The following is a 25,626-nucleotide window of genomic DNA, read 5'->3' on the forward strand; positions in this document are numbered from 1 at the left end:
ATTTAAAAACCTAATTCACTTAGCGAATTTACATTACTGAAAAAACAAAGCTTATGCCAATACTCCCATGGATCTTTCTTAATAACAAAGCTATTAGGCGGTGTATTAAACCAATCATATAGACGTGTGAGTAAGAAACGTAGAGATGCACCACGAGCTAATAAGACCATCTTGTCCAATTCTAAAGGGATCAATGGTCTTATTTTTTGATAATTTTCCAATAACTTACGTGCTTTGGTAAGATTATAGGAATGATCAGGCTCAAAGCACCAAGCATTTAAACAGATCGCTAAATCATAAGCAAAAAAGTCATTACAAGCAAAATAGAAATCTATCATCCCAGAAAGACGATGATTCACAAAAAAAACGTTATCATTAAATAAATCTGCATGAATAATGCCTATTGGTAAATTACATGGCCAATTTTCCTGTAAAAAAGCCAATTCCAACTCAATTTTTTGTCCAAATTCTTTTAACAATGCATCTTCTTTGGTTTGACAACGTTGCCACAATACCTTCCAATCCATAACAGAAAGAGTATTTTTACGACTGAGTGTAAAATCCTGTCCTGCTAAATGTAATTGTGCTAACCCCGTCCCCACTTCGCCACAATGATCTATATTGGGCTGGCGGATCCACTCTCCTTCCAGAAAAGTAATAATAGCAGCAGGACGTCCTGCTAGTTCACAGATCATCATTCCATCATTTTGAATAACAGGTTGAGGACAAGGAATTCCACGCTGTCCTAAATGCTGCATCAAGCGACAAAAAAAAGGTAAATCATCTTTTGAAATACGCTTTTCATAAAGTGTTAAAATAAATCGCCCTTGTGTTGTCTCTAACATAAAATTAGAATTTTCAATCCCCTCTTCTATACCTTGATAAGACAAAAGTGATCCTATTGCATAACGTGTTAAAAACACTTTTAAATCATTTGGGTGAATATCTGTATAAACGGCCATTATTCTGCTTTCGTTGTAGACATGTCTGTATTCTGATTTTCATTTTTTGCATTATTTGCTTGACCATTAACGAAAGCCATATCTTGAGACGTTAAAATGACGTCGCGTAATTCGCGACTCACTAAAAATTTTTCCGTTTCTACCACTGTTTCAGCTAATTCTATTGTGACATCATAACGCTCACGAAATGCTGAAATAATTTCATCAATAATAATTTCAGGAGCCGAAGCCCCTGCTGAAAGACTGACTATAGAAAGAGATTTTAGGTTTTCAAAATTAATTTCATCAGCGCGCTGAACTAAAATAGCTTGCCGCGCACCAGACTTTTCGGCAACCTCTACTAAACGTCGTGAATTAGAAGAGTTTGGTGCTCCAACAATCAAAAACAAATCACTCCCCTTTGCCGCTGCTTTAACCGCATCTTGTCGATTCGTTGTAGCATAGCAAATTGATTCAGCCGCTGGTGCTGCTAATGTAGGAAAACGTTGTTGTAATATATCGATAATTCCTGCAGTATCTTCAACAGAAAGCGTTGTTTGTGTAACAAATCCTAATTTATCTGGATCATTGGGTTGATAATGCAAAGCATCTTCTATCGTTTCAATAAGCGTCACAACCCCTTCTTCAAGCTGTCCCATTGTCCCTATCACCTCAGGATGACCAGCATGACCAATCAATATAACATGACGACCATGACGTTGATGTCGTATCGCTTGTTTATGAACTTTCGAGACCAACGGACATGTTGCGTCGAGATAAAACAAATTATAGTATTGTGCTTCTTCTGAAACAGATTTTGGTACACCATGAGCAGAAAAAACAACTGGTTGATTGCGATGTTCTTCTGGAATCTCATTAAGTTCTTCGACAAAAACAGCACCCCGTTGCTGTAATCCCTCAACTACGTAGCGGTTGTGTACAATTTCATGACGAACATATACTGGAACACCATATTTTTTTAATGCAAGCAGAACAATCTGGATAGCACGATCAACCCCTGCACAAAATCCACGTGGACCACAAAGACGTATCGTTAAAGGGGGAAGTCCAGACATAAATCATCCTTAATCTCTATAGTTTTAGCTATATATTCAAACAACCTATTATTATACATGAATAAGCAATGTAAAAAAACGTGCAATATCATCTTTTGCATAAGAACACACTCTATCGTGTTTTCTTACAGCATTTTCTTGAAGAAAAGCTCTTTTAAAATTTGCTCTTTCATTTTACGCAACTAAAGAGCGATAAAATACCAAACAAGAGATTCAATCAAAAGAATTCCAAAGATAGCTGCCAAATAAAGTAACGAAAAGAAAAACGTTTTTTTGGCCATCAAAATAGTTTCATTATGTGTATCAGCTTTCCATAAACGATAGGCAAAATAAATAAAGATAATGCTTAAAATTGTTGAAAAAATACCATAAAAAATTCCGCCAAGACCAGTAAAGCAAGGAGCAGCAGCACACAATGCCATCAAAACAGTATAAAATAAAATCTGTTTTTTTGTTGAATGTTCACCTCGTACATTAGGCATCATAGGGATACCTGCAGCCTCATAATCAAGAGATGAAAATAAAGAAAGAGCCCAAAAGTGAGGGGGGGTCCACATAAAAATGATTAAAAATAATAAAAAGCTATCAATACTCACTGTCCCTGTTGTCACGGCCCATCCAATCATTGGTGGAAAAGCCCCAGAAGCACCACCAATAACAATATTTTGTGGTGTGATACGCTTTAACCAAATTGTATAGATAACGACATAAAAGAAAATCGTAAACGCAAGAAAAAATGCCGCAAACCAATTAATGAAGCTCCCCATAACCAATACCGAGAGCATAGAAAGAACCATGCCAAAAATAAATGCCTTTTGGGAGCTGATTTTACCCATGGGAATAGGACGCTTTTTAGTCCGTTCCATCACAGCATCAATGTCAGCATCATACCACATGTTCAGTGCTCCCGCACCACCGCCACCAGCAGCAATACATAAAATTGCTAAAAAACCATACCACGGATTGATAGGAACAGGCGATACAAGCAAACCAACCAGAGCCGTAAAGACCACAAGAGACATAACACGTGGCTTTAATAATGTGATGTAATCACCAATACCGGATTTTGGTGGCGTTGATTTACCATTCACAACCGATAACTCTTCTGAAACTGACATTCCACTCAAAGCCCTTTTCCATTTCTGTCATTCACAAATCCAATATTATCTGACAAATATTATCTAGCGTATGGAAATGACCCATTAAGACCAATCGTATTTTTGAGAAAATATGAAATATCTCTTTCGCACGTATCCCCTAAAAGTAAATGGAAATATTGGCAATAAAAATACATTTTTTCAATCAACGTTCTCTCCACATTACAAATGTATCATAAAAATATATCATATGAATTAATATATTTGGGTAAATACTGATTTTGTGTTATGGTTTTTTATGGGGAATTCATTTTTTTATGTAAATCTATGCATGGTTGTGGGTGTTGAGTCGGATAGGATTTTCTGTGATACTTTATAAATTACTCAAAAAAACTTTTTTTATTGGTGCTGTTCTTTACACGCTTTATAGTAGTTTTATCAGTCATGCATTTGCACAAACACCCTATGCACAAGATGTCCCTGCTCCGCAAACCTATGGTGCATGGACAAAAGTGTGTTCTCTACCACCAGGTACACCTAACATACAGTGTGAAGTTGTACAAAACGTTCACACACAAGGGCGTCAAGATATTACCTTGCGCGTTACATTTTATAAACTTCCTCAAAAGCAAGGTGCTTTGATGCGTGTTTTTGTTCCGATTCGCGTTGAATTACGTCCTGGCGTTGGAATTAAAATTGACGATAAAAATATGGGCAGAATGGAATATCGTCGTTGTCTTGGTGATAATTGTGTTGCTGAAGCCTTTCTTAAAGAAGACATATTGCAGCTCTTTTTAAAAGGAAAAATGGCAACCTATTTTATCTTTACAACTCCGGAACAAGGGATTGGAGGTTTTGTTGACCTTCATGGTCTTGGCGACGCCTATGCAACCTTACCGACATGAATGAAATCAATACATTTTAAACAATCAAAATCTCATCGTATATTTTGAAAGATTCTTAAAATTAGATTGATAAAAATCTTCTGAGCCCCCATAAAAATAGGATAATTCTTATGAAATCGCTGATTGATCATTTTGATATTGCTTCCTCTAAAGTGCAATCACTTATACAGGAAACACTTCATCATGCTGATGATGGTGAGCTTTACCTTGAGTACACAGAAAGCGAAGCTCTTTTATTTGATAATGGACAGCTTAAAAACGGCTCATTTCATCAAGATATGGGATTTGGACTACGCGTTGTTGCTGGAGAGGCTACTGGATATGCTCACTCTAGTGAGTTATCAGCTGCTGCACTCAAACGTGCCAGTGAAGCTGCTAAAGCTGTTACCTATAATAATCATGCAGGGACTTATAGCATAGCACCTCAACAAACAAACAAAAGGCTTTATCAACCGCATAATCCCCTTGATGCTCCATCATTTGAAGAAAAAAGTGCTCTTTTGCAAAAAATTGATGCCTATTTACGTGCTAAAAATGATAAATTGCATCAGGTGACTGTTTCTCTTTCCGGCTCGCTACAACATGTTGAAATTTTACGTGCAGATGGTTATTTGGTTCGTGATATTCGTCCCCTTGTGCGACTTTCTATATCTGTGGTCGTAGCTGAAGGCAATCGACGTGAAAATGGTTTTTATGGGTGTGGAGGGAGACAAGCATTTAACCAATTTATTCATGAAGACAATTGGAAAAAAGCCGCAGATGAAGCCTTACGTATGGCTTTAACAAATTTAGAAGCAGAAGCAGCACCTGCTGGATCTTTTGATGTTGTCTTAGCCAACGGATGGCCTGGTGTTATGCTCCATGAAGCCGTAGGTCATGGTTTAGAAGGTGACTTTAACCGTAAAAAAACATCCGCTTTTGCTGGACTTTTAGGACAACAAGTTGCAGCAAAAGGTGTTACAGTTGTTGATGACGGAACAATTCCACAATGCCGTGGCTCTCTCACTGTTGATGATGAGGGGACCCCTTCAGGATATAACGTTCTCATTGAAGATGGAAAGCTCGTTGGTTTTATGCAAGACAGGCTTAATGCACGGCTTATGGGAGGTAAATCAACTGGAAATGGACGGCGTGAATCTTATGCTTATGCACCAATGCCACGAATGACCAATACAATCATGCTAGGAGGAGATAAAACACCTGAAGAAATCCTTTCTTCACTTAAAAGTGGTATCTATGCTGTTTCATTTGGTGGAGGACAAGTTGATATTACTTCTGGAAAATTCGTCTTTGAATGTACTGAAGCATACCGAGTAGAAAATGGCAAAATTTGTGCACCAATCAAAGGTGCAACTCTTATTGGAAATGGACCGGATGCTATGAAACGTATCACAATGATTGGTAATGATAGTAAACTAGATAATGGTATTGGTATGTGCGGAAAAGCAGGGCAAAATGTCCCTGTTGGTGTTGGTCAACCTCATCTTCGAATCAATAATATGACAATCGGTGGAACTGCGCTTATAGAGGAATAAGCTTGCTCATTCCTTCCCAGTATTGCCTCCTTCTCGTCTATTATGACCATTTTGTGAGGGGGAGATTACAATGAATTGATTTATAAAGATAATCTAGCGTTATTCATATTGTATTAGAACCTTGAATACCGCAAGATTCTCTCATTTTAAATCTGTGTCTGTTGGATCAATCAAAATCATTCGTTTATACGTTACAGGCGGGGAGAGTTATATGGATAAAAACTGTACAAGAAAAGACTAAAGATTCCTCTTATGGGCCGTCTCAAGTACCAAGAGTTTTAAGAAACATTAGGGGATGGCAAATATAACGACGGCACAGGCTTATTCAGACACATCTTTTTCGTAAGATATTAGTCTTTTGTGTGTTTTTTTGTGTGGGGTAACTTGTCTTTTATATTTCATAATAAAAAAGCTTAAAAGAAAAAAGCACTTTCTACATTCAGTGCTCTTAGCTCAACGAGAAAAAGGTTATTATTATAGATAAATTTTGGAGAAATTTTATAATAATACACAGGTCAACTTTTAAAAAATCTTCATAGTATTAAAAAACTTTCAGGCTAAAGTTTCCAACCTTTCTTTTTTTTCTTTTTTCTCAAAACAGCAACAACTTCGACATGTGGTGACCATAAAAATTGATCAATCGGTATGATTTTTTCTACAGTATACCCCCCTGCAACAAGAAGAGATAAATCACGAGCAAATGTAGTAGGATTACAAGAAATTGCCACAACACGTGATACTGTTGTCTTCGCTAATTCACGTACTTGTTGCTCTGCACCAGCACGGGGAGGATCAAAAACAACACTCTCAAAACATTCAAGTTCCTTTACAGAAAGGGGATGTCGGAAAAGATCACGTTTTTCACAAGTGACCGTTTTTAAACCAGTCGCAAAACGTGCTGCTGTATTTAGATTTCTTAATGCATCTTCATTATTTTCTACTGCATGAACATTCATCTTTTTTGCCATACGCAAGGTAAATGTTCCTACCCCTGAAAACAAATCAACAGCATTCTTTGCTTTTTTTAAATGAGTCAAAATAATATTGCCCATTATATTTTCAGCTTCACAAGTTGCTTGCAGAAAACCACCAGAAGGAAATTCAACACGGACATCTCCAAAGTAAATCTCTGGTTTTTCTCGTTCAACCAAAACTTCACCGTCAACAGATAAACGTATAATCCCATATGAAAGAGCAGCACTGATCATTCTCTGACGAAGTGATTCATGGTGTATAATGCAACCGCTTAAAGCAACATCTAAACCATTTTCAACACATGTTATCGTAACATGAAACCGTTTTGCAGAGCTCTTTAGAAAAGCACAGAGCTCTCTGATATTATGCAACTGAGAAATAAGCTCTGGACGGCTTACTGGGCATTCCTCAAGAGCTACAATCTCATGAGAGAGATAACGGTTAAAACCAACTTTTTGCCCCTGTGGGGTCATGGATGCTGTTAGAGTAATCCGCCGTCGGCTATAAGGTTTACATTCTATTAAAGGCGCAACAACATTATTAAGTCCATACTTTTTAAGCGCCTCAACAACCAATTGTTGTTTCCATACGCGATAAGCATCCATATGCCAATGCTGAAGAGTACACCCTCCACATTCTCCAAAATGCTGACAAAGAGTATCAATGCGTTCTGATGATTTTTCTTTTAATGTTATATATGTTGCATATTTTCCATGAACAGTAATTTCAGCACACTCTCCTGGTAAAGTAAAAGGAACAGAAACGAAGCCGTGAGACGTCTTAGCAATACCATAACCATTTGCTCCGATATGATCGATTATGACATTGTCATTCACTCTTGTTTTTCTCCGAATAGTAAATATTCCACGTTGCCATCACCACCTGTAATAGGGGAAGAAATTAAACCTTTTGCACTCCACCCTGTTTGTGTATTTAACCAAACAAAAAGCGCCTCAGCAGTTTCCTTAGCACTTGATGGACTTAATATTCCTCCCTTACTAAAGTGTTTACGACCAACCTCAAACTGAGGCTTTACCAGTAAAACAGCTTGGGCACCCTTCTTGGCTAAAGACAACACGGGAGGCAACGCAAGTTTGAGCGAAATAAAGCTAACATCTGAAACGATAAGATCAATTTCTCGCCCACCTAAATGTTCCTGTTTAAAATCTCTGACATTCAAGCCTTCTAATAACGTTATAGCACTGTTGCCCAATAAACGTTTATCAAATTGATGATGCCCAACATCAACGGCAATGACATGATCTGCTCCACGCTCTAAGAGAACTTGCGTAAAACCACCTGTTGATGCACCAACATCAATGGCTGTCACTTTGTCCGTTACAATTGGAAATGCATCAAGTGCAGCAATCAATTTTAACGCTGCCCGAGAAACATAATTCTGCGCTGGATCACAAACGGTAATCTCTGCATCATCAAAAACGATTTGCCCAGCTTTAAAAACGATTTCTCCGTTAACTTTAACAGTTTGGCGCATAATTGCATCACGTGCGCGTGAACGTGTCGTAAAAAAGTTTTTTTCAACTAAAAAAATATCGAGTCTTTTTCTGGAAGCCATCTCATACTCGAATTTTCTATCCTGTTCGAATCTCGCGTCCCAAAACAGCAAAAACCGTGTTTAAAATACCCATAGCGTCAAGTCCGACACGTGAAAGAATTTTTTCTGGTGAACCATGATTCAAATATTCATCAGGAAATTTTAGTGTACGAACTTTCAAACCATGCTCTAAGAGCCCTTCTTGCGCTAAAAATTGTAATATGTGCGCTCCAAATCCACCGATTGCCCCTTCTTCAATTGTCACCAATACCTCATGCTCACGTGCCAAACGACGCATCAAATCTTTATCTAAAGGTTTTGCAAACCGTGCATCTGCAACCGTTGTAGACAATTCTTCAGCCTCCAACGCATCAGCAGCTTGCAACACTTCTGACATCCGCGTTCCAAAACAAACCAAAGCGATTCTATTTCCTTCACGCAGAACGCGCCCTTTTCCAATTTCTAATAACTCACCACGTTGCGGTAAATCTATACCAATCCCCTCACCACGCGGATAACGAAAAGAAATTGGTCCCTGATCATAAGCTGCAGCTGTACGCACCATATGCATCAGTTCAAGCTCATCAGAAGGTGCCATAACAACAAACTCAGGAAGAGTGGCCAAAAAAACAATATCAAAACTTCCAGCATGTGTTGCACCATCTGCCCCCACAAAACCTGCTCGGTCAATAGCAAAACGTACCGGTAATTTTTGAATTGATACATCATGAATAATTTGATCATAAGCACGCTGTAAAAAAGTAGAATAAATTGCAACAAAAGGCTTATACCCTTCACAAGCAAGTCCTGCCGCAAAAGTTACGGCATGTTGCTCAGCGATACCAACATCAAACATTTTTTCAGGAAATTTTTTCGCAAAAGAATCAAGGCCTGTCCCTGTTGGCATCGCTGCTGTTATGCCAACAATCTTATCATCATGGCGAGCTTCTTCTATTAAAGCTTTAGAAAATACCTTGGTATAGGGTAGAATATTACTTGATGCTTTTACCTGTTTTCCTGTCGTGACATCAAAACGATTAACACCATGATATTTATCAGACGAGGCCTCTGCAGGTGGATATCCCTTTCCCTTATGGGTTACAACATGCACCAAAACAGGACCATTAGGATATTCACGAACATTTTTAAAAACAGGCAATAAATGCCCCAAATTGTGCCCATCTATGGGTCCAACATAATAAAAGCCAAGCTCATCAAATAAAGTTCCCCCAACCAAAAGGCCACGCGCAAATTCCTCTGAACGACGAGCTTTATCCAAAAAAAACTTTGGCAATTTTTCGCTCAACATCTTTACGCGTTCACGCAAATGACGATAAGAAGGACGAGACACTAATCGTGCAAGATGTGCACTCATAGCACCTGTAGGTGGTGCTATAGACATATCGTTATCATTAAGAACAACAATCAAGCGTGCATTCAAAGCACCAGCGTTGTTCATGGCTTCATAAGCCATGCCCGCAGACATTGCACCATCACCAATGACAGTTATGATATTGCGTCTTGTCTCTGCTTTCAAAGCACTTGCCACTGCCATACCAAGCCCCGCTGAAATAGAAGTAGACGAATGCCCCGCTCCAAATGGATCATACACACTTTCTGAACGTTTTGTAAAACCAGATAATCCGCCCTCCTGACGTAATGTGCGAATTTTTTCTCTACGCCCCGTTAAAATCTTGTGTGGATAGGTTTGATGACCAACATCCCAAATAATCCTATCCTCTGGTGTATTAAAAATATAATGTAATGCAACAGTGAGCTCAACAACACCAAGTCCCGCCCCAAGATGACCACCTGTTACAGAAACCGCATCAATTGTTGCGGTCCGCAACTCATCAGCCAACTGTACCAAATCAGACTCAGGTAATGCCCGCAAATCTTGCGGAAAACAAACACGGTCAAGCAATGGTGTTAAGACCTGAGACAAAAAAAATCCTTCCTATTATCTTAACTCAAGAAAACACAATGATAAAAATATATCTTCTCTACTCTTTTATTTACAGTTTTGCATCTTTTTTACTGAAAATGCTCTTTTCTATTTGAGATGAGCTATAATTTCCTCATTTTTAACTTATTTTATAAAAAAGAAATCAATAAAACTTTCTGTTTATAAACTAAGGTTATTGCTTCTCTTAAGTCCCACAATAAATATCCAAAAAGATTTAAATTATTTAGCATCAAGTGGTTCCACTCCTTCTGGAAAACCTTCTTCTGAAAGCTGGATTTTTTCAACTTTAGCTTCAGCAACTCTTAAGAGTTTTTCACAATGCTTTTTAAGCGCTTCACCGCGTTCATAAATATCAATGGATTGTTCCAAAGGCACATCGCCACGTTCCAAATTTTCGACAATAACTTCAAGTTGCTTAAGCGCTTGCTCAAAGCTTAAGGTCGTAATATCCCCCTCTTGTATCTCTTTTTTCATATGAACCTCAAAAAATATCTGTTCTGGATATACGAACTCCAAAACCTTCCAAACCTACATAATGATGCTCTTTAGAAGCATAAACAATAACAGAGCCTATTCCTAAATATTTTAAAATTTGTGATCCTAAACCAATTTTGCGCCATTCTTCTTCGCGTGCAATCGCCTGCACATGGTTTTCTGAACTGTTTCTTGTCATGTTTTGAATACCAACAGTTGATTGTATAACAGATCCTTCACGCAAATAAATAAATACGCCACGTTTTTCTTTTTCCATCATACGCCGCATCATCACCATAATATCTGAAGTTTGACAAAAAACGTCACTTATAATGTTTTCATGATGTAAATGCACAGGAATATTCTCACCCTCACGGACATCACCAAAAATAATTGCAATATGCTGAACGACTTCCCAAGGGAGTTGATAACTTTGAACAATAGCGGGACCTACGAATGTTTCAATAGGCATTTCTCCAACATGCTTGATCAATATTTCCTTACGTTGGCGGTAAGCAATTAAATCTGCAACCGTTATAATATGCAACCGATGTTCTTGCGCAAATTTCATAATCTGATCGCCATGTTTAACGCTTCCATCATCATTAACTAACTCACCGATAACACCAACCGGCGGCAAATTAGCTAATTTACATAAATCAACAGCGGCCTCCGTGTGACCTGAACGCATGAGCACTCCCCCTTCATGCGCAATTAAAGGAAAAACATGCCCTGGACGAACAAAATCATCCGCACTTGCATTTGAATTCGCAAGATTACGTACAGCTAATGTACGGTCATGTGCTGAGATCCCTGTTGTTATGCCGTGTTTAAAATCAACAGTAACCGTAAATTGCGTCCCATGTGCAGAGTTATTATCTGGTACCATAGGAGAAAGATTAAACCGTTTTGCTTCTTTTTTTGGCATAGGTGTGCACACAATACCTGTTGTGTGACGAAGAATAAACGCCATCTTTTCTTCTGTACAATGCGCTGCAGCAACAGTTAAATCACCCTCATTTTCACGGTCATCATCATCTGTCACCACAACAATTTCACCGCGTTCAAAAGCTTTAAGTGCAGAAACAATTTTTTTTTCATCATACGCCATTGTTCACCTTTTCAATCACCCAACTTGACCGCGATGTCTTAGATAATGGTCAGCAATAGCACAAGCAACCATCGCTTCACCAACAGGAACGGCACGAATCCCAACACATGGATCATGACGTCCCTTTGTTATAACGTCTATATCATGACCATCAACATCAATGGAACGACGAGGTGTTAAAATTGATGAAGTAGGCTTTACAGCAAAACGCGCAACAATTGGCTGTCCACTCGATATTCCCCCTAAAATACCTCCCGCATGATTTGATAAAAAAAGCGGTTTTCCATCATTTCCCATTCGCATTTCATCCGCATTTTCTTCTCCCCTCAAGCGGGCTGCCGCAAAACCATCACCAATTTCCACACCTTTTACCGCATTAATCGACATAAGTAACGAGGCAATATCTTGATCAAGCTTTGCGTAAATAGGGGCTCCTAAACCTGCCGGAACATTTTCTGCAACGATCTCAACAACCGCACCAACAGATGTCCCCTCTTTACGGAGTTTACTGATATAGTCACTAAAAATTTGAACCATCTCTGCATCAGCTGTAAAAAAAGGATTATTATCGACCTCTGACCAATCCCAACGATCACGATTAATATTATGAGGACCAATTGCTATCACTGCTCCTCGTACAATCAAACCAGGAACGATTTTACGAGCAAATGCACCTGCTGCAACACGTGCTGCCGTCTCCCGTGCCGAAGCACGTCCCCCGCCTCGAAAATCACGAATGCCATATTTAATATCATAAGTATAATCCGCATGTCCTGGACGATACTGATGAGCAATTGCTCCATAATCTTGAGAGCGTTGATCTGTGTTTCGAATCAACAGAGAAATTGGTGTACCTGTTGTCACCAATGTCGTTCCATCGTCTTGAACAACAACTCCTGAAAGGACCTCTACTTCATCTGGTTCTCGGCGCTGCGTTGTGTATTTTGATTGTCCTGGCTTGCGTTTATCAAGATAAGCTTGAACTTCTGCAAGAGTAAAAATAATTCCAGGTGGACAACCATCAATGACACAACCAAGAGCAGCACCATGACTTTCACCCCATGTTGTTACACGAAACAAATGACCAAATGTATTATGCGACATGAAAAAAGATCCATTTCTCTGTCAAATATATACAACGATAACGTATGTTGTGTGCTATACACAAAACAGCTCTTTTCTCCCAAATACTCTTGGACACCTTAAATTTGGTCAAATTACTGCTGTCTAATAAAATCTTATAACCAAACTTTATTCTTTAACGACAGAAATGTCTGGTGCATCAACTGCTTTCATACCTATGATATTATAACCCGAATCGACATGATGGACTTCACCGGTAACAGAACGAGACAAATCTGAAAGAAAATAAAGCGCAGAATCACCAACCTCTTCAATTGTTACCGTACGACGTAATGGAGCATTATATTCATTCCATTTTAAAATATAACGAAAATCACCAATACCAGAAGCCGCTAACGTTTTAATTGGTCCAGCAGATATAGCATTAACACGAATATTTTGGGGACCTAAATCTACCGCTAAATATTTCACGCTCGCTTCAAGAGCGGCTTTGGCAACCCCCATTACATTATAATTGGGAACAACCTTTTCTGCACCATAATAGGTTAGTGTCAAGATTGAACCACCATCTGGCATCAATTTTTCTGCACGCTTCGTTAGAGCTGTTAGGGAATAAACGGAAATATTCATGGTCATCATAAAATTTGATTCGCTGATATCAATATAACGACCACTTAATTCATCTTTATCAGAAAAACCAATAGCATGAACTAAAAAATCAAGTTTTCCCCATTTCTTCTCTATTTCTCTAAAGACCGTATCAATAGAGACACTGTCAGAAACATCACAATGTCCACAAACAAATCCCTTTAATTCTTCAGCCAAAGGCTCGACACGCTTTTTCATTGCTTCACCCTGATAGGTAAAAGCAAGCTCTGCCCCTGCGCTACTTGCCGCTTTAGCGATTCCCCAAGCGATGGAGCGATTATTGGCCAACCCCAAAATTAAACCACGCTTACCGTACAATAAACCATTACCCTTAGCCATCAGCACTGCCCCATTGTTACTTAAAATTAGTATTATTCACCTGCCTATGACACAGGTCAACTTTTTCTTCAAGCAATTGGTTTAAAATCAAACAAAAACTACGCTTTTATATATAAAATTTTTAAAATTAATCTTGTTGCATTTGCAAAAACTGTTCTAGTGCGGCGGCATTTTCATCTCCCGGCAACATAATGCGAACATGCACATAAAGATCATCTCTTGTACCATTTTTTAAACGAAGCCCTTTCCCTTTCAACCGTAAAACGCGATCAGAACTTGACCACGCAGGAATCGTTAAAACCACACGCCCCTCCAACGTCTCAACTTCTTCTTTTGCTCCCAAAACAGCATGTTTAAGAGAAACTGGTAAATCAAGATGGAGTGCTCTTCCTTCAACCCGAAAACGAGGATGTTTTTGAATCTGAATGGTTATTAACGCATCTCCTGCTTGCCCGTGAGGTACCGCTTCTCCCTGACCTTTTAAACGAATAACCTGTCCGTCTTCAATATAATCTGGAAGTTTAATTTTTAACTTTTTCCCATTTGGAAAAACAGCCTCCACCTTTTCTGCGCCAACCATCTGCTCTAATGTTATGGCAAGATTAGCACGAACATGTGCTCCTTGTTGGGGACGGTTATAGTGTGTGGAATTCGAAAAGCTACCACCTCCTCCAAACAGATCCCGAAAAATATCACTCGTATCAAAACCTGCACCACCTGAAGAGGAAAAATCAAATCCCTTTGCTCCTCCTGAAAAGGGATTTTGTTTATTGCTAAAATTTTCACCAGCACCATAGGCTTGATAAAGCGGTTTTCCTTCCATATCAATTTCACCGCGGTCAAATTGTGCCTTTTTATCTTTATCACCTATAATTTCATAGGCTTGATTAATTTCAGCAAATTTCTCTTTAGCCTTTGTATCATCTTTATTATGGTCTGGATGATATTTCTTCGCTAATCTTCTAAATGCCGATTTAATCTCTTGCGATTTTGCGGTACGTGCCACACCCAAAATCGTGTAGGGATCACGCATATTGCCCTCTTTTCAATTTCTTCGTTTTCAAAATATCAACTGATACGTTGTTCAATATCCCTTATAGCTTCATCAGTCTATTCTAAAGAATAATTTCTTCTTTTCTCTTTATATGTCTATCAATAAACTAAAATACCAGATAAAATGAGATATTTATTTAATATAGCTCCTTGTAGTCTATGCTAAAGTAAAAAATAATTAAACTACCATAGAAATACACGATAGCATTGGCTTTTTGAAAATAAGAAAAAATGGTACTGTGACTTCTTGATGATAAAGTAAATGAGAAAATGCCTCACCCATGCTCACTGATATTTGGAGAAACTATGAGCAAAAAAATACCAACAGATGATCATTTTATGCAAATGCAAAAACCTTTTGAACTTTTCGCAAAGTGGCTTGAAGAGGCAACGATAAGTGAAATAAATGATCCGAATGCTATGGCATTAGCAACAGTTGACGAAACAGGACTCCCTAATGTTCGTATGGTTCTCCTCAAAGACTACAGTCCCCAAGGATTCGTCTTCTATACCAATTATGAAAGCTGTAAAGGACAAGAAATTTTAAAATCAATGAAAGCATCCTTAGGTTTTCATTGGAAATCACTCCGTCGTCAAGTCAGAATTAGAGGAATCGTTGAAAAAGTAAGTCAACAGGAAGCCGATGCCTATTTCCAATCGCGACCACGTGGTAGTCGAATTGGTGCATGGGCCTCTAAACAATCTCAACCTTTAGACAATCGTTTTGTGCTCGAAAAAGCAATTGCTCAATATACTGCGCGTTATGCTCTAGGCAATATTCCACGACCACCTTATTGGTCTGGGTTTCGTGTTAAACCCCTTTCTATAGAGTTCTGGTGCGATCGCCCATTTCGTTTACATGATCGTTTGCTTTTTACACGGGATTGTGTTGAACACAGCGATTGGAAAAGACAAAAACTTTATCCCTAATCCTTCAAACTTCATCGTTATGAAGATTTTTTCTTCGCAACAATTAAACAAATATTTTTTATTCGAAAAATTCTAAAAGAAGATGATTTATTTTATTTAAATAGAAGAATTTTATTTTCACTGTAAAGGTTAATTGGTGATATTTTCTACTGTATTGCTTAAAAATAGATTAGCAACAAGCTTATTAAAAAAAAACATACTGTATTCAGTAGAAACTATGATTTTAGCTAACTTATTTTTAGACCGCAGGATAAAATATCATCCATATACCCCCACATACTAAACCAGCAAAAATCACAAAACCAATAAGCGAATTAGATTTGAAAAGCCTGAGGCATTGTGAACTGTCATCTATATCAATGACTTTAATTTGAATAAACATATGGATACTTGCCACAAAAATCCCCAAAAAACTAAGAACAGGAACTCCAGCTAAATAAAATGCTAGACTAACGAACATCACAAAACCACCATACAAAAATACTAAAGCACGCTTGGTTGCTTTACCAAAAAGAAGAGCCGTAGAACGGACACCAACAGTAATGTCATCTTCTTTATCTTGATGTGCGTAGATTGTATCATATCCTATGGTCCACAAAATTGATCCCACATAAAGCAAGATTGGTGCCCAGCTTAAACTTCCAAAGACAACAGCCCACCCCATTAATGCCCCCCAATTAAATGCAACGCCTAAAAAAACTGCGGCCAATATGTTACGCGTTTCATAAAAGGATAAAATGCAACAGCTATCAATGACGAAATACCTAGAAAAAAACTAAACCTATTAAATTGTGATAAAACGACTAAACCAACAAAACATTGCACAAGGATAAAAACTCTCGCTTGAAACCGACTCACATGACCTGTTGGCAATGGGCGAGAACGTGTCCTTTCTACCTGAGCATCAATTTTATGGTCAATAAGATCATTCCAAGTACATCCTGCCCCTCGCATAGCAATAGACCCCAGAAAAAAAAGAAAAAGATACCAAACCCAATGAAGAAACATTGATAAAAGAGTATCGTAATGCATGTTATAAGAGAAAAAAGCCATTGTTGTTGACCAAAAACAAGGCCACATCAACAATTGCCAACCGATAGGTCGATCCCAACGCGCCAATTGCGCATAAAACCATAAAGAACGGGGAAGGAAGCTGTAGACCCATTGTTTGGAAGATGCATCCATAACCCGTCCTTGGCTATCATAGGACTGAACATGCGCGATATTTTTATTTTTTTTCATCAAATGATTTACCTTTGGTCTTGCGATAGAGACATTTCATTCTTATGAGAAGGGGATGAGATTAATTATCTTTTATGAGAGGAGCAAGCAATGAATATTCTTCTTATTGGCTCAGGTGGACGAGAACATGCTTTAGCATGGAAAATAGCAGCATCACCACTGCTAACAAAGTTATATTGTGCTCCTGGAAATCCTGCAACAACAGAATTTGGTGAAAATATTAATTTAAACATTGATGACCATCCCCTTGTTATTGATTTTTGTAAGGCACATTCTATTGATCTTGTAATTGTAGGACCAGAAGCACCCTTGGTGGCGGGTATAACAGACTCTCTTAATAGCGCTAACATCTGTGTATTTGGTCCTACTCAAAAAGCTGCTCAACTAGAAGGTTCAAAAGCCTTTACAAAAGATTTATGTCGGAAGAATAACATTCCTACAGGAAGTTACCAATGCTTTAATGATGCCTCTAAAGCTAAAGCTTACATTCAGCAACAAGGTGTTCCCATTGTTATTAAAGCTGATGGCTTAGCAGCTGGCAAAGGTGTCGTGGTTGCAACAACTATGGAAGAAGCGTTTAACGCAGTTGATGCCTGCTTCAAAAGTACATTTGGAGATGCAGGAAACAAAATTGTTGTAGAATCTTTTCTTGAAGGTGAAGAAGCAAGCTTCTTCTGCCTTTGTGATGGTAAAGTTGCTCTTCCTTTTGGATCTGCTCAAGATCATAAACGTGTAGGTGATGGGGATACTGGAGCAAACACCGGTGGTATGGGTGCTTATTCACCAGCGCCCATCATGACCCAAGAAATAGTGAATCGTACTCTCAAAGAAATTGTTGAACCAGCTTTAAAAAGCATGAAAGAAATGGGCGCCCCCTTTAAAGGTATTCTCTTCGTCGGATTAATGATAACGCAAAAAGGACCCGAATTAATTGAATTTAACGTACGATTCGGTGATCCTGAATGTCAAGTTTTAATGATGCGCCTCAAAGATGATATTTTGCCAATTTTTCTTGCTGCATCTCAAGGAAAACTTGAAAATAAGCCTCTTCGGTGGTCTGAAAAAACAGCTCTCACCGTTGTTATGGCTGCTAGTGGTTATCCAGACTCTCCCCAAAAAGGTACTGTTATCCGTAACGTTGATCAAGTAAACACTCTTCCCGATGTGAAAGTTTTTCAAGCTGGTACAGTGTTGCGTGATGGAGAACTCATTGCAAATGGTGGACGTGTACTCAATATAACTGCAACAGGAAAAACGATTACGCATGCACAAAAACGTGCTTATGAAGCTGTTGATTGTATTGATTGGCCAGAAGGTTTTGTTCGTCGAGATATCGGATGGAGAGCCGTTGCGCGAGAAAATTAAATCCTTTGAATATTCTTTTTTTACGATTTTCTTATTTTATATAAGAGCATGATACAAAAACTTTCTCACTGTTTTACGTTGACCATAACTTTGAAAAAATAAGTGTGCTTTCCTTTGAACAATCAAATATTGTAAATAGGATATCTACTCATGATAAAATAGGAAAATTTTCTGAATCTGAAGATGTAATATAAAATAATCATTTTACTGTTGTCTTTACTTTAAACGCATTTTCTCATCATTTTTATAAACACTTTCTTTCTTATAAAATCCTGAGGAAAAACGTATATACTATCATTCCTTTTATTTATCGCGTTTTTAGTGAAATTCCGCTTTTACGAAAAATAAAATGCCCAAAAAAGATAGTTATGTTATTCACATACAAATTCTTAAACAATATCTCTCATGCTTATCATTCCCATTTTACGACACTACCTGCAAATAGTATAAATCCATTCTGCCAGCTTTCTGGAATAAAAATAAAAACCTATACCATCATTGTATTTTCCAATTCTCAATATTACGATAACCCTTTCTATCTAAATGATTTTGATTATAAAAGAGAGATGAAATAAGAATATTCTGCAATATTCAAAGCTTTCATTCAACATGGAGAAATGATTTATAAAAAAAAATTCAAAAACACTTCCAGTAATCTTCTGGTGTTTTTAATAATGTGGCAAAAACCCAAAATTATACCGCAAAAAAACAGTTTCTATTGTTATGAAAACCGTTTTTACCTCTCTGAAAAAAGCGTTTTATATCATCGATTCCTGCTGCCAATGTATGGTGTCAAAAAACTCTCATTTACAATCATTGACTTTCTCTTTGTTTTCAAGAACCAAAAGTCACACCAAATCCCGTCTGTAAAGGTCTGAATTCTCATTAAGCGGGTTCCTCTTGCTTCCCACTCATATGCTGCACTTACACAAAGACCTACAAGCAAACTTAAGAATATTCGCCATATCTTCTAACAACACTTCATGTGTGAAGTTTACATGCCTTATGTTACCTCCCCAAACAACGATGTTTTACAGCACAACAAGATAAATGCTGACGGTCGTACAAAAATGAATGCATGTTAATTTACTGGAGTGCAATTCGATTCGCAATCACCAAACGCAAGCCTAACGGATTGCTATAACGAAGTAAAAAATGCTTTTGTTTAGAATGTGCTGTTGTACCAAAAAATCGATGTAAATCAGAACGATCTTTTACAACCAGAATGCGATTATCTTCATTGATCATAAGCATGGGAAGGCCATAAGTATCCGCCCATAACCGCCAATCCAGAAGAACATTATTCAAATCTCTGGAAACCAAAAGCGGTATACAAGCTTCCTCATCGGCATGAAGTAATTCTAATGAAACAGCTCTTTCTCCTGAACGCGTTTTTACGGTACGTGCTGCAATTCCTTGAAAATGATAAGGGGGTATTAAATGCGATAAGCTTGAAGGCATATCCGTTTTAAAAGAAACACCACGCTCATTTAACGAACAAATAACCTGATTACCCGTTTTGGATGAAAAATATGTCGTCGTTTGTGGCAAATGGCACGGATCTAACCGAAATTCAAGCACCGCTTTTGCCTGATTAAAGCATTGATTAGCCATATACATTATCCCAATTTATCTTAAATAACATACACCCTTTAGCAGCTTTTTCTCATTGGATTATTAAAAGTTTGAATAAAAAACAACTGGTTTCTTTTTTGGTTATTAAAATCTAAACAAAAATGCATGATCACCATTCTTGAATTATAATACTTTTCCAGGATTCATTATCCCTAAAGGATCGAGTGTTTTTTTAATCCCTTGCATAATATCCAATGCGACAGGCGATTTAAAAGAACGAAGTTCTTCGCGCTTAAGCTGACCAATTCCATGCTCAGCAGAAAATGCACCTCTATAGTCCACCACTAAACTATGAATGCGATGATTCATTGTTGACCATAACTGCAAAAACACTGTCGTATCAGCTCCTACAGGTTGTGTAATATTATAATGTAAATTTCCATCGCCCATGTGTCCAAAACAAATCACCTGTGCTCCTGGAGCAATATCTTCAACAATGAGCGCTGCCTCAGCAATAAAATCAGGAATAGAAGCAAGTGGGATTGCAATATCATGCTTAATGGACCCTCCTGCTAACTTTTGTGCTGATGATATACTTTCTCGTAATTGCCAAAAAAAATCTTGCTGTTTTAAAGATTGCGCAACAACTGCATCTTCTATCACCGCGTTCTTTAAAGCTTCTTCTAAAATAGTACTCAATACCGATAACGCCTCATCATTGCCTTGCAACGATGAAATGTTCATTAATACATACCATTCATGTTTCCGCTGAAGAGGAGGCTTCTCACACATCTTATAATCTAAAGCCATTTGCAAACTGGGATTTCCCATGAGCTCAAAACCTGTCAACATCCCTCCTCCATATTCTTGAGCCAGAGATAAAAACTCTAAGGCCTTCGCCGGACTATATAATCCCACCAAAGCAACAGCTTTTCCTTTTATTTTTGGAAACATCTTCAAAACGGCTGCGGTTATAACTCCCAATGTGCCTTCTGCACCAATAAAAAGATCTTTTAAATCATAACCGCTATTGTCTTTTTTAACAAAACGCAAATCATCTAAAATACGCCCATCCGGTAAAACAACTTCTAAACCAAGACAAAGATCACGCATATTGCCATAAGCTAAAACAGCTGTCCCTCCAGCATTCGACGAAAGATTTCCTCCTACTTGGCAAGAACCTTCAGATGCCAAAGAAAGAGGGAAAAAACGACCTGATTCATCCACTTTTTTCTGTAAATCCTGTAAAATAACACCAGCCTCTACAACAACAAAATTTCCCTCAAGATTTATAGCTCTAATCTTATTTAATCGCTCCATGGATAAAAGAACGCTCCCTCCTCCTTCATCTGGTTGTTGTCCCCCCACAAGCCCTGTATTTCCACCCTGTGGCACAATCGGTGTGCGCGTTTTGCTCGCTAACTGCATAATCGATGAGACCTCTGCGCAAGAAGATGGACGTAAAAGTAAAGGTGTTTTTCCATGAAAAAGCCCACGCTCTTCAAGCAAATACGGTGCAATCAAAGCTTGATCCGTTATAGCATGCTTAGCACCAACAATTTCCCTAAACCCTTCAATTAATTCCTGCTCCATGTTCATTTCTCCTTTGGAGCCGCAGCCCGTATAAGACGATCATTGATAGCCTCTCCTAATCCGTATGATGGAATAGGTTCTACTGCGATACATCTCACTTTAAATGAATCTAATTCCTTCATATATTGAAATAAATGAGAGGCTGCCTCTTCCAACTTTCCATCTTCGCTAAGGTTTAAAATAGAAACGGCATTTTCAGCCCCCATAACACGCTTTGAACCAAATGCTAAAAGCGCTTCACCATTTTCCACCTTTTCTACATTCAAACGAACCGTAGCATTGGGAGCATAATGCGATTTTAACATCCCAGGAGCTTCAATCGCCGCCCTTTGATCTATCCGTTTTAAAGGCTTCCCCACAACCTCTTCAATTTTATCAGCCGCAAGCCCCCCTGGACGCAAAAGATAAATATTTTCACCACAAATTTTAATAATCGTTGATTCCAGCCCTATTTTAGCAGGTCCTCCGTCCAATATCAAAGGAACAGATTCCCCCAAAGATGCAAAAACAGCCTCAGCTGAAGTAGGGCTAAGACGCCCCGATTGATTCGCACTAGGAGCAGCAAGTGGACGGCCAAAATGTTGTACCACTTCCGCAAAACGACTGTCTGGAAAACGAACAGCCAAGGTATTCAAACCAGAGGTTGTTAAAGGATGGATATTATGCTGTTCCTTTAAAGGCAAAACCAATGTCAAAGGCCCTGGCCAAAATTCCTCTATTAATTGGCGTGAAAGAAAGTCAATTTTAACATAACGTTCCGCCATTTCGATGCCGCTAACATGCGCAATAAGAGGATTAATTTGTGGACGACCCTTTGTAGAGTAAATAGAAGAAATTGCCCTCCCATTGGTTGCATCGCCCGCTAATCCATAAACAGTTTCCGTTGGTAACGCTACTAACTTCCCTTGTTCAAGAAGCGCTATTGCCTCTCTTATCGAAGCACTATCGAGTGGTAGAATCGTCATGACACATCATTTCTATAACACTCTTTTAGTGATATTATGCTCTTTTTTATTCATATATCACATTGATTTATATGTTTTTTTAAGTATGGGGTTCATAAATAAAGGTTAGGGAATAGGATTTTCCAATATTCTTCTACAAAACATATCTTATTCTTCTAACTTTCTCTAATAATTTTTTGAATTTTGCTAAGTTCTCTTGTGAAAAGCTATTGTTGAAACTCTTGACATAGACTTAACGTGCAGTACATTGTACTACAATTGAATAGGGGATTTAGAAATGGGAAAAATTCAAGCCCGCATACCTGATCAAGTTCAAGAAATTGCAAGTGCAGTTATTAAGTCTACGGGTTTAACTGTATCGGATGCAGTACGCATGTTTATGACGCGCATTGCTAGAGATCGAACATTACCGCTTGGATCTTTCAACCAAATCCGGAAACATTACGAGCTATCGAGGATGCCGAAATGGGATGCGTCGAACATACATCATTAGACAGCTTAAGGACCATGATACGGGAAGATAGAACCGAAATGCGTAAATCTGAAAAGAAAACCTAAGCTTGCTATATTGTCTATACGCGTTCATTCCGGTCTGACCTTAAACGTGAAAGCAAAGGTAGGTATGCTAATACACTAGAGAAGGATTTGCTGCTTGTGGTCAAAGCGTTAGCGGAGAATGAACCGCTAAAAGCGCATTGGAGAGATCATGCGCTAACAGGTCAATGGCGCAATTGTCGTGATTGTCATATCAAGCCAGATTTAGTTGTGATCTATCGAAAGCCGAATACCAAAACACTAGAGCTCTTACGACTTGGTTTGCATTCTGAACTACGCTTATGATTGGATCTCCAATTCATAGTAAAAAGAATTTTTCGAAGTTTTTGCTTGTATGACAGTTTTTCTAATTCTTTGAGAACCACTGCTTCAAATGAGCGAAGATGTTGTCTATCGCATCCATGAGGCGTGCAAAATCAAGAATAAGCAAAAAAAGAAAAAATACTATCCACTTCATCAAGCGAGATATCATTTTCACGCTTTGATAGGTGATGATCATTTCTTTTTCTGATTCTATAAGCTCTATATCGTCTTGTGTTTTTTTTCTAGCCATGTTTCCACCCACACAAGCATTCACCTAGATTATTGTGCTTTAAGATCTCTCTTGCTAAATTGGAACTGATGGCGTTCAGATCTTGCCGGCTTAAATAAATAGGTAACCAACCAACACAAGAAGAAGCATATTTATTTGTCGTGCAACCAGTCAGAGAGAGCAGCATGCACATCAGCATCACTTTTTTGATTAACTTCACTTTCCACCTCCAGCCGTGTTGTGGCTGCTTTTAAAGCTTTTTCTGTTTGCTTTTGTTGCTCTGCTTTTTTCCCAAGAGTAAAAGCTCTTGCTAAGGCAATAAAAAAAGCGGCTAAAGCCGCACCTGTTACCATCAAGTTTCTTTTCATCCATAAGATCATAGGCGGTGCTCCTGAAAGCGTTTAGCAACAAAGAAAATACCAGTACATGCGGCTAAAACCATAATGGCGGCTAAAGCCCATTGAATGGGTCCATTGCCCACTAAAAATCCACCAAGACCTGAGAAAGAACCAATAATCGGTGCCAATGCTTCTGCTTTGAAAACCCCCGTTGGTGCTTGCGTTTCTACTGTTTGATAATTGGAAGAAACATAAGCCCCTTTCGCCCATAGTCCTGCCTCTGCTACACGCCGGTGTACAAGACCTTGTAAACGCTTCCCGCCTGCTTTGGTCCATTTCTGCAATTCGGTTGGTACAGATTCATAATCCCCCGATTAAGCCTTTTAAGTAGTGTTCTATAGCCTTCTTGAGGGCTTAACGTGTTGCCTATGATTTTCATGGCAAGATCTGGATATTGCGTGAGTGCTTGCGCATCTTCATCGCTATACCCTTTAGAGCGTAAAAATTGCAAAGTTTGTTTATGTTGTGCGCGTTCCTTGTTGCCCTGCCGCATAAGGATAGATGCATTTGAAAAACTTTCTTGTGGTGTTTTTCCTGATGCTAACCCCGCAAAAAAATCCATGAGATGCTCGGAAAATTCTGATTTTCTAAAACGCTCCCATAAGCTGCTTGGATTTGCATCTTTATGAATAAAGTTCCCAACGGCGTTTACATAATCGGTTGCCTGTTCTGGCATATCATTTGCTTTTAAATGCTCCTCTTCTGGTAAGTGTGCATTCAAATGTTTTTCTTCTCCTATAGGTGCATCAAAAAGCTTTTCCTCATCATTTCCAGAATCATTTTTCAAAGAGTTTTCCGCTATAGATTTCTCATTAAGTTGAGCAATATAATCCATCACATTTTTTTGCTGTCGCCCAGCTTCATCCCCACTAGACTGATCAATGTTCCCAACAAGTGGAGATTGAGGAATCATTGATGCAACACCTCCCTGCTCTGAGAAGTCATACTTTTGTTGCTCTGGCGCCTCTTGTACCTTAACAGTATCCTTTGAAACATCCGGCAATGGAGGCATTTGGCGCTTTAAATCATCTGTAGACATAATCAATTCTGCTGGCGTTTTTTTCCCAGCTTGTTCTGTCCCTGCTTGAGAACCACGAATAAGCTCTGTAGGACTCAATTTTTGCGGAGTATTATCCCCATTGCTCGCATCAAAAGGGTCTGTGCGACAAGCAGCCCGTTCTAAAAAACTTGGCTTGTATCGTCCTTCCAACGGCGTGCTTGGAGGCATCGAGCGTTGTTGCAATAAATATCTAGGTAACTGCGGTATAACCTGATACATTAAAGGACGCAAAAATTTTGGATCAAACAACTTTAAAAGAGAATTTGTGTTTTCTTGTTCCATCACTGCACCCTTTCCATCTCACAGCCACGCTTGCTATAATCTACATGCAAAAAACCTATTGCCTTATGCAAGAAAACAGCTTCAGGTTTTGACTTCAAAACATCTTGTGCCATCACCCCGCGATAACGCTCTGGATAGCCCCTGTAGTTATACTCATAGAGTTTGTATCCATCTCGCTGCCCTACTCGTACGATATTTTCTTTCGCTCTGATGTTGCTAAGCCCAGCAAAAGTACCAAGGATAGTTCCAACATTTCCAACAATCTCCTACGGATTAGGTTTTTTTATATAACAAGATATTGATTTATAATCATAATCTAGCGTTATTCATATTGAATGAGAACCCTGAATAACGTAAGATTCTCTCATCTT

21 protein-coding genes and 4 pseudogenes are annotated in these 25,626 nt (G+C 38.5%); 6 read left to right on the forward strand and 19 right to left on the reverse strand.

The window, feature by feature from the left end; genetic code table 11:
* Nucleotides 1-2: 2 nt before the first annotated feature.
* From ACFIMM_RS06320 to cyoE, 3 genes are all read right to left on the reverse strand, one after another.
* On the reverse strand, nt 3-962 hold the full coding sequence (locus ACFIMM_RS06320; RefSeq protein WP_375613022.1) for a homoserine kinase: 960 nt from the start codon (nt 960-962) through the stop codon (nt 3-5).
* Entirely contained in the window at nt 962-2,017 is a 1,056-nt protein-coding gene (gene ispH / locus ACFIMM_RS06325) for a 4-hydroxy-3-methylbut-2-enyl diphosphate reductase (RefSeq protein WP_375682488.1), read from the reverse strand. The genes ACFIMM_RS06320 and ispH overlap by 1 nt, the downstream gene beginning before the upstream one ends.
* Nucleotides 2,018-2,199: 182 nt before the next feature.
* Nucleotides 2,200-3,135 (reverse strand): heme o synthase, encoded by a 936-nt coding sequence (gene cyoE / locus ACFIMM_RS06330; protein ID WP_375613023.1) that lies wholly within the window; start codon nt 3,133-3,135, stop codon nt 2,200-2,202.
* Between the two features lie 344 nt (nt 3,136-3,479).
* Here cyoE and ACFIMM_RS06335 point away from each other — a divergent pair, with 344 nt between their 5' ends.
* Both ACFIMM_RS06335 and tldD read left to right on the forward strand, forming a co-directional pair.
* Nucleotides 3,480-4,019, forward strand: coding sequence for an invasion associated locus B family protein (locus ACFIMM_RS06335; RefSeq protein ID WP_375628307.1), 540 nt, complete (start codon nt 3,480-3,482; stop codon nt 4,017-4,019).
* A 110-nt stretch (nt 4,020-4,129) separates the two neighbouring features.
* Complete coding sequence (tldD, locus tag ACFIMM_RS06340; protein ID WP_375668545.1) at nt 4,130-5,554, forward strand: metalloprotease TldD; 1,425 nt, start codon at nt 4,130-4,132, stop codon at nt 5,552-5,554.
* Nucleotides 5,555-6,111: 557 nt separating this feature from the next.
* On the opposite strand, the gene ACFIMM_RS06345 is transcribed toward tldD, so the two are convergent.
* The 8 genes from ACFIMM_RS06345 to ACFIMM_RS06380 all read right to left on the reverse strand — a co-directional run bounded on the left by ACFIMM_RS06345 (nt 6,112) and on the right by ACFIMM_RS06380 (nt 14,738).
* Nucleotides 6,112-7,365 (reverse strand): class I SAM-dependent RNA methyltransferase, encoded by a 1,254-nt coding sequence (locus tag ACFIMM_RS06345; protein ID WP_375692674.1) that lies wholly within the window; start codon nt 7,363-7,365, stop codon nt 6,112-6,114.
* Nucleotides 7,362-8,105 (reverse strand): TlyA family RNA methyltransferase, encoded by a 744-nt coding sequence (locus tag ACFIMM_RS06350; protein ID WP_375613026.1) that lies wholly within the window; start codon nt 8,103-8,105, stop codon nt 7,362-7,364. The genes ACFIMM_RS06345 and ACFIMM_RS06350 overlap by 4 nt, the downstream gene beginning before the upstream one ends.
* Nucleotides 8,106-8,121: 16 nt before the next feature.
* Nucleotides 8,122-10,029, reverse strand: a complete 1,908-nt coding sequence (gene dxs / locus ACFIMM_RS06355) for a 1-deoxy-D-xylulose-5-phosphate synthase (RefSeq protein ID WP_375681154.1) — start codon at nt 10,027-10,029, stop codon at nt 8,122-8,124.
* Between the two features lie 240 nt (nt 10,030-10,269).
* The gene (locus ACFIMM_RS06360; protein ID WP_375611123.1) at nt 10,270-10,524 is read right to left on the reverse strand and encodes an exodeoxyribonuclease VII small subunit; all 255 of its coding nucleotides are present in this window, start codon (nt 10,522-10,524) and stop codon (nt 10,270-10,272) included.
* 7 nt (nt 10,525-10,531) lie between these two features.
* Entirely contained in the window at nt 10,532-11,635 is a 1,104-nt protein-coding gene (ribB, locus tag ACFIMM_RS06365) for a 3,4-dihydroxy-2-butanone-4-phosphate synthase (protein ID WP_375682487.1), read from the reverse strand.
* Nucleotides 11,636-11,650: 15 nt separating this feature from the next.
* Nucleotides 11,651-12,739 carry a chorismate synthase gene (gene aroC / locus ACFIMM_RS06370; RefSeq protein WP_375613029.1) on the reverse strand — a complete coding sequence of 363 codons (1,089 nt, stop codon included), beginning with the start codon at nt 12,737-12,739 and terminating at the stop codon, nt 11,651-11,653.
* 147 nt (nt 12,740-12,886) lie between these two features.
* Entirely contained in the window at nt 12,887-13,705 is an 819-nt protein-coding gene (gene fabI, locus ACFIMM_RS06375; protein ID WP_273787904.1) for an enoyl-ACP reductase FabI, read from the reverse strand.
* A 127-nt stretch (nt 13,706-13,832) separates the two neighbouring features.
* Nucleotides 13,833-14,738 carry a DnaJ C-terminal domain-containing protein gene (locus tag ACFIMM_RS06380; RefSeq protein WP_375628316.1) on the reverse strand — a complete coding sequence of 302 codons (906 nt, stop codon included), beginning with the start codon at nt 14,736-14,738 and terminating at the stop codon, nt 13,833-13,835.
* Between the two features lie 326 nt (nt 14,739-15,064).
* On the opposite strand from ACFIMM_RS06380, the gene pdxH reads away from it, so the two are divergent.
* The gene (gene pdxH, locus ACFIMM_RS06385) at nt 15,065-15,688 is read left to right on the forward strand and encodes a pyridoxamine 5'-phosphate oxidase (protein WP_375628318.1); all 624 of its coding nucleotides are present in this window, start codon (nt 15,065-15,067) and stop codon (nt 15,686-15,688) included.
* A 238-nt stretch (nt 15,689-15,926) separates the two neighbouring features.
* Here the strand turns inward: pdxH and ubiA are convergent.
* Nucleotides 15,927-16,930 (reverse strand): annotated as a pseudogene (gene ubiA, locus ACFIMM_RS06390) (4-hydroxybenzoate octaprenyltransferase).
* A gap of 90 nt (nt 16,931-17,020) precedes the next feature.
* Here ubiA and purD point away from each other — a divergent pair.
* Nucleotides 17,021-18,295: a phosphoribosylamine--glycine ligase gene (purD, locus tag ACFIMM_RS06395; RefSeq protein ID WP_375638048.1), complete on the forward strand. Its 1,275-nt coding sequence runs from the start codon at nt 17,021-17,023 to the stop codon at nt 18,293-18,295.
* Between the two features lie 1,086 nt (nt 18,296-19,381).
* Here the strand turns inward: purD and ACFIMM_RS06400 are convergent.
* From ACFIMM_RS06400 to ACFIMM_RS06410, 3 genes are all read right to left on the reverse strand, one after another.
* Entirely contained in the window at nt 19,382-19,909 is a 528-nt protein-coding gene (locus tag ACFIMM_RS06400) for a DUF6101 family protein (RefSeq protein ID WP_375638047.1), read from the reverse strand.
* 144 nt (nt 19,910-20,053) lie between these two features.
* Nucleotides 20,054-21,463: an FAD-binding oxidoreductase gene (locus ACFIMM_RS06405; RefSeq protein WP_375611115.1), complete on the reverse strand. Its 1,410-nt coding sequence runs from the start codon at nt 21,461-21,463 to the stop codon at nt 20,054-20,056.
* A gap of 2 nt (nt 21,464-21,465) precedes the next feature.
* Nucleotides 21,466-22,428 (reverse strand): L-threonylcarbamoyladenylate synthase, encoded by a 963-nt coding sequence (locus ACFIMM_RS06410; RefSeq protein WP_375611114.1) that lies wholly within the window; start codon nt 22,426-22,428, stop codon nt 21,466-21,468.
* Between the two features lie 277 nt (nt 22,429-22,705).
* Here ACFIMM_RS06410 and ACFIMM_RS06415 point away from each other — a divergent pair.
* Nucleotides 22,706-22,986, forward strand: a pseudogene (locus ACFIMM_RS06415) (type II toxin-antitoxin system RelB/DinJ family antitoxin).
* A 9-nt stretch (nt 22,987-22,995) separates the two neighbouring features.
* The gene (locus tag ACFIMM_RS06420) at nt 22,996-23,268 is read left to right on the forward strand and encodes a type II toxin-antitoxin system YafQ family toxin (RefSeq protein WP_375628329.1); all 273 of its coding nucleotides are present in this window, start codon (nt 22,996-22,998) and stop codon (nt 23,266-23,268) included.
* Nucleotides 23,269-23,329: 61 nt separating this feature from the next.
* Here the strand turns inward: ACFIMM_RS06420 and ACFIMM_RS06425 are convergent, their stop codons facing one another.
* From ACFIMM_RS06425 to ACFIMM_RS06440, 4 genes and pseudogenes are all read right to left on the reverse strand, one after another.
* Nucleotides 23,330-23,536 (reverse strand): hypothetical protein, encoded by a 207-nt coding sequence (locus ACFIMM_RS06425; RefSeq protein ID WP_375628327.1) that lies wholly within the window; start codon nt 23,534-23,536, stop codon nt 23,330-23,332.
* 131 nt (nt 23,537-23,667) lie between these two features.
* Complete coding sequence (locus tag ACFIMM_RS06430; protein ID WP_375613036.1) at nt 23,668-23,895, reverse strand: hypothetical protein; 228 nt, start codon at nt 23,893-23,895, stop codon at nt 23,668-23,670.
* Nucleotides 23,892-24,247, reverse strand: a pseudogene (locus tag ACFIMM_RS06435) (glycoside hydrolase family protein); the annotation flags it as partial. The pseudogene ACFIMM_RS06435 and the gene ACFIMM_RS06430, both read right to left, overlap by 4 nt.
* Nucleotides 24,242-25,255 (reverse strand): annotated as a pseudogene (locus tag ACFIMM_RS06440) (hypothetical protein); the annotation flags it as partial. The pseudogenes ACFIMM_RS06440 and ACFIMM_RS06435, both read right to left, overlap by 6 nt.
* Nucleotides 25,256-25,626 lie beyond the last annotated feature (371 nt).

The organism is Bartonella sp. AP258QHHD, assembly GCF_042196145.1.
Lineage (GTDB): Bacteria > Pseudomonadota > Alphaproteobacteria > Rhizobiales > Rhizobiaceae > Bartonella.

What these genes read in the sequence shown, in the direction of transcription:
- ACFIMM_RS06350 (WP_375613026.1), bottom strand. Translation starts at nt 8,105, where the DNA reads ATGGCTTCCAGAAAAAGACTCGATATTTTTTTAGTTGAAAAAAACTTT.
- ACFIMM_RS06400 (WP_375638047.1), bottom strand. Translation starts at nt 19,909, where the DNA reads ATGGCTAATCAATGCTTTAATCAGGCAAAAGCGGTGCTTGAATTTCGG.
- purD (WP_375638048.1), top strand. Translation starts at nt 17,021, where the DNA reads ATGAATATTCTTCTTATTGGCTCAGGTGGACGAGAACATGCTTTAGCA.
- pdxH (WP_375628318.1), top strand. Translation starts at nt 15,065, where the DNA reads ATGAGCAAAAAAATACCAACAGATGATCATTTTATGCAAATGCAAAAA.
- ACFIMM_RS06410 (WP_375611114.1), bottom strand. Translation starts at nt 22,428, where the DNA reads ATGACGATTCTACCACTCGATAGTGCTTCGATAAGAGAGGCAATAGCG.
- cyoE (WP_375613023.1), bottom strand. Translation starts at nt 3,135, where the DNA reads ATGTCAGTTTCAGAAGAGTTATCGGTTGTGAATGGTAAATCAACGCCA.
- ispH (WP_375682488.1), bottom strand. Translation starts at nt 2,017, where the DNA reads ATGTCTGGACTTCCCCCTTTAACGATACGTCTTTGTGGTCCACGTGGA.
- ACFIMM_RS06380 (WP_375628316.1), bottom strand. Translation starts at nt 14,738, where the DNA reads ATGCGTGATCCCTACACGATTTTGGGTGTGGCACGTACCGCAAAATCG.
- ACFIMM_RS06425 (WP_375628327.1), bottom strand. Translation starts at nt 23,536, where the DNA reads ATGGCTAGAAAAAAAACACAAGACGATATAGAGCTTATAGAATCAGAA.
- fabI (WP_273787904.1), bottom strand. Translation starts at nt 13,705, where the DNA reads ATGGCTAAGGGTAATGGTTTATTGTACGGTAAGCGTGGTTTAATTTTG.
- ACFIMM_RS06405 (WP_375611115.1), bottom strand. Translation starts at nt 21,463, where the DNA reads ATGGAGCAGGAATTAATTGAAGGGTTTAGGGAAATTGTTGGTGCTAAG.
- ACFIMM_RS06320 (WP_375613022.1), bottom strand. Translation starts at nt 962, where the DNA reads ATGGCCGTTTATACAGATATTCACCCAAATGATTTAAAAGTGTTTTTA.
- ACFIMM_RS06360 (WP_375611123.1), bottom strand. Translation starts at nt 10,524, where the DNA reads ATGAAAAAAGAGATACAAGAGGGGGATATTACGACCTTAAGCTTTGAG.
- aroC (WP_375613029.1), bottom strand. Translation starts at nt 12,739, where the DNA reads ATGTCGCATAATACATTTGGTCATTTGTTTCGTGTAACAACATGGGGT.
- tldD (WP_375668545.1), top strand. Translation starts at nt 4,130, where the DNA reads ATGAAATCGCTGATTGATCATTTTGATATTGCTTCCTCTAAAGTGCAA.
- ACFIMM_RS06430 (WP_375613036.1), bottom strand. Translation starts at nt 23,895, where the DNA reads ATGATCTTATGGATGAAAAGAAACTTGATGGTAACAGGTGCGGCTTTA.
- ribB (WP_375682487.1), bottom strand. Translation starts at nt 11,635, where the DNA reads ATGGCGTATGATGAAAAAAAAATTGTTTCTGCACTTAAAGCTTTTGAA.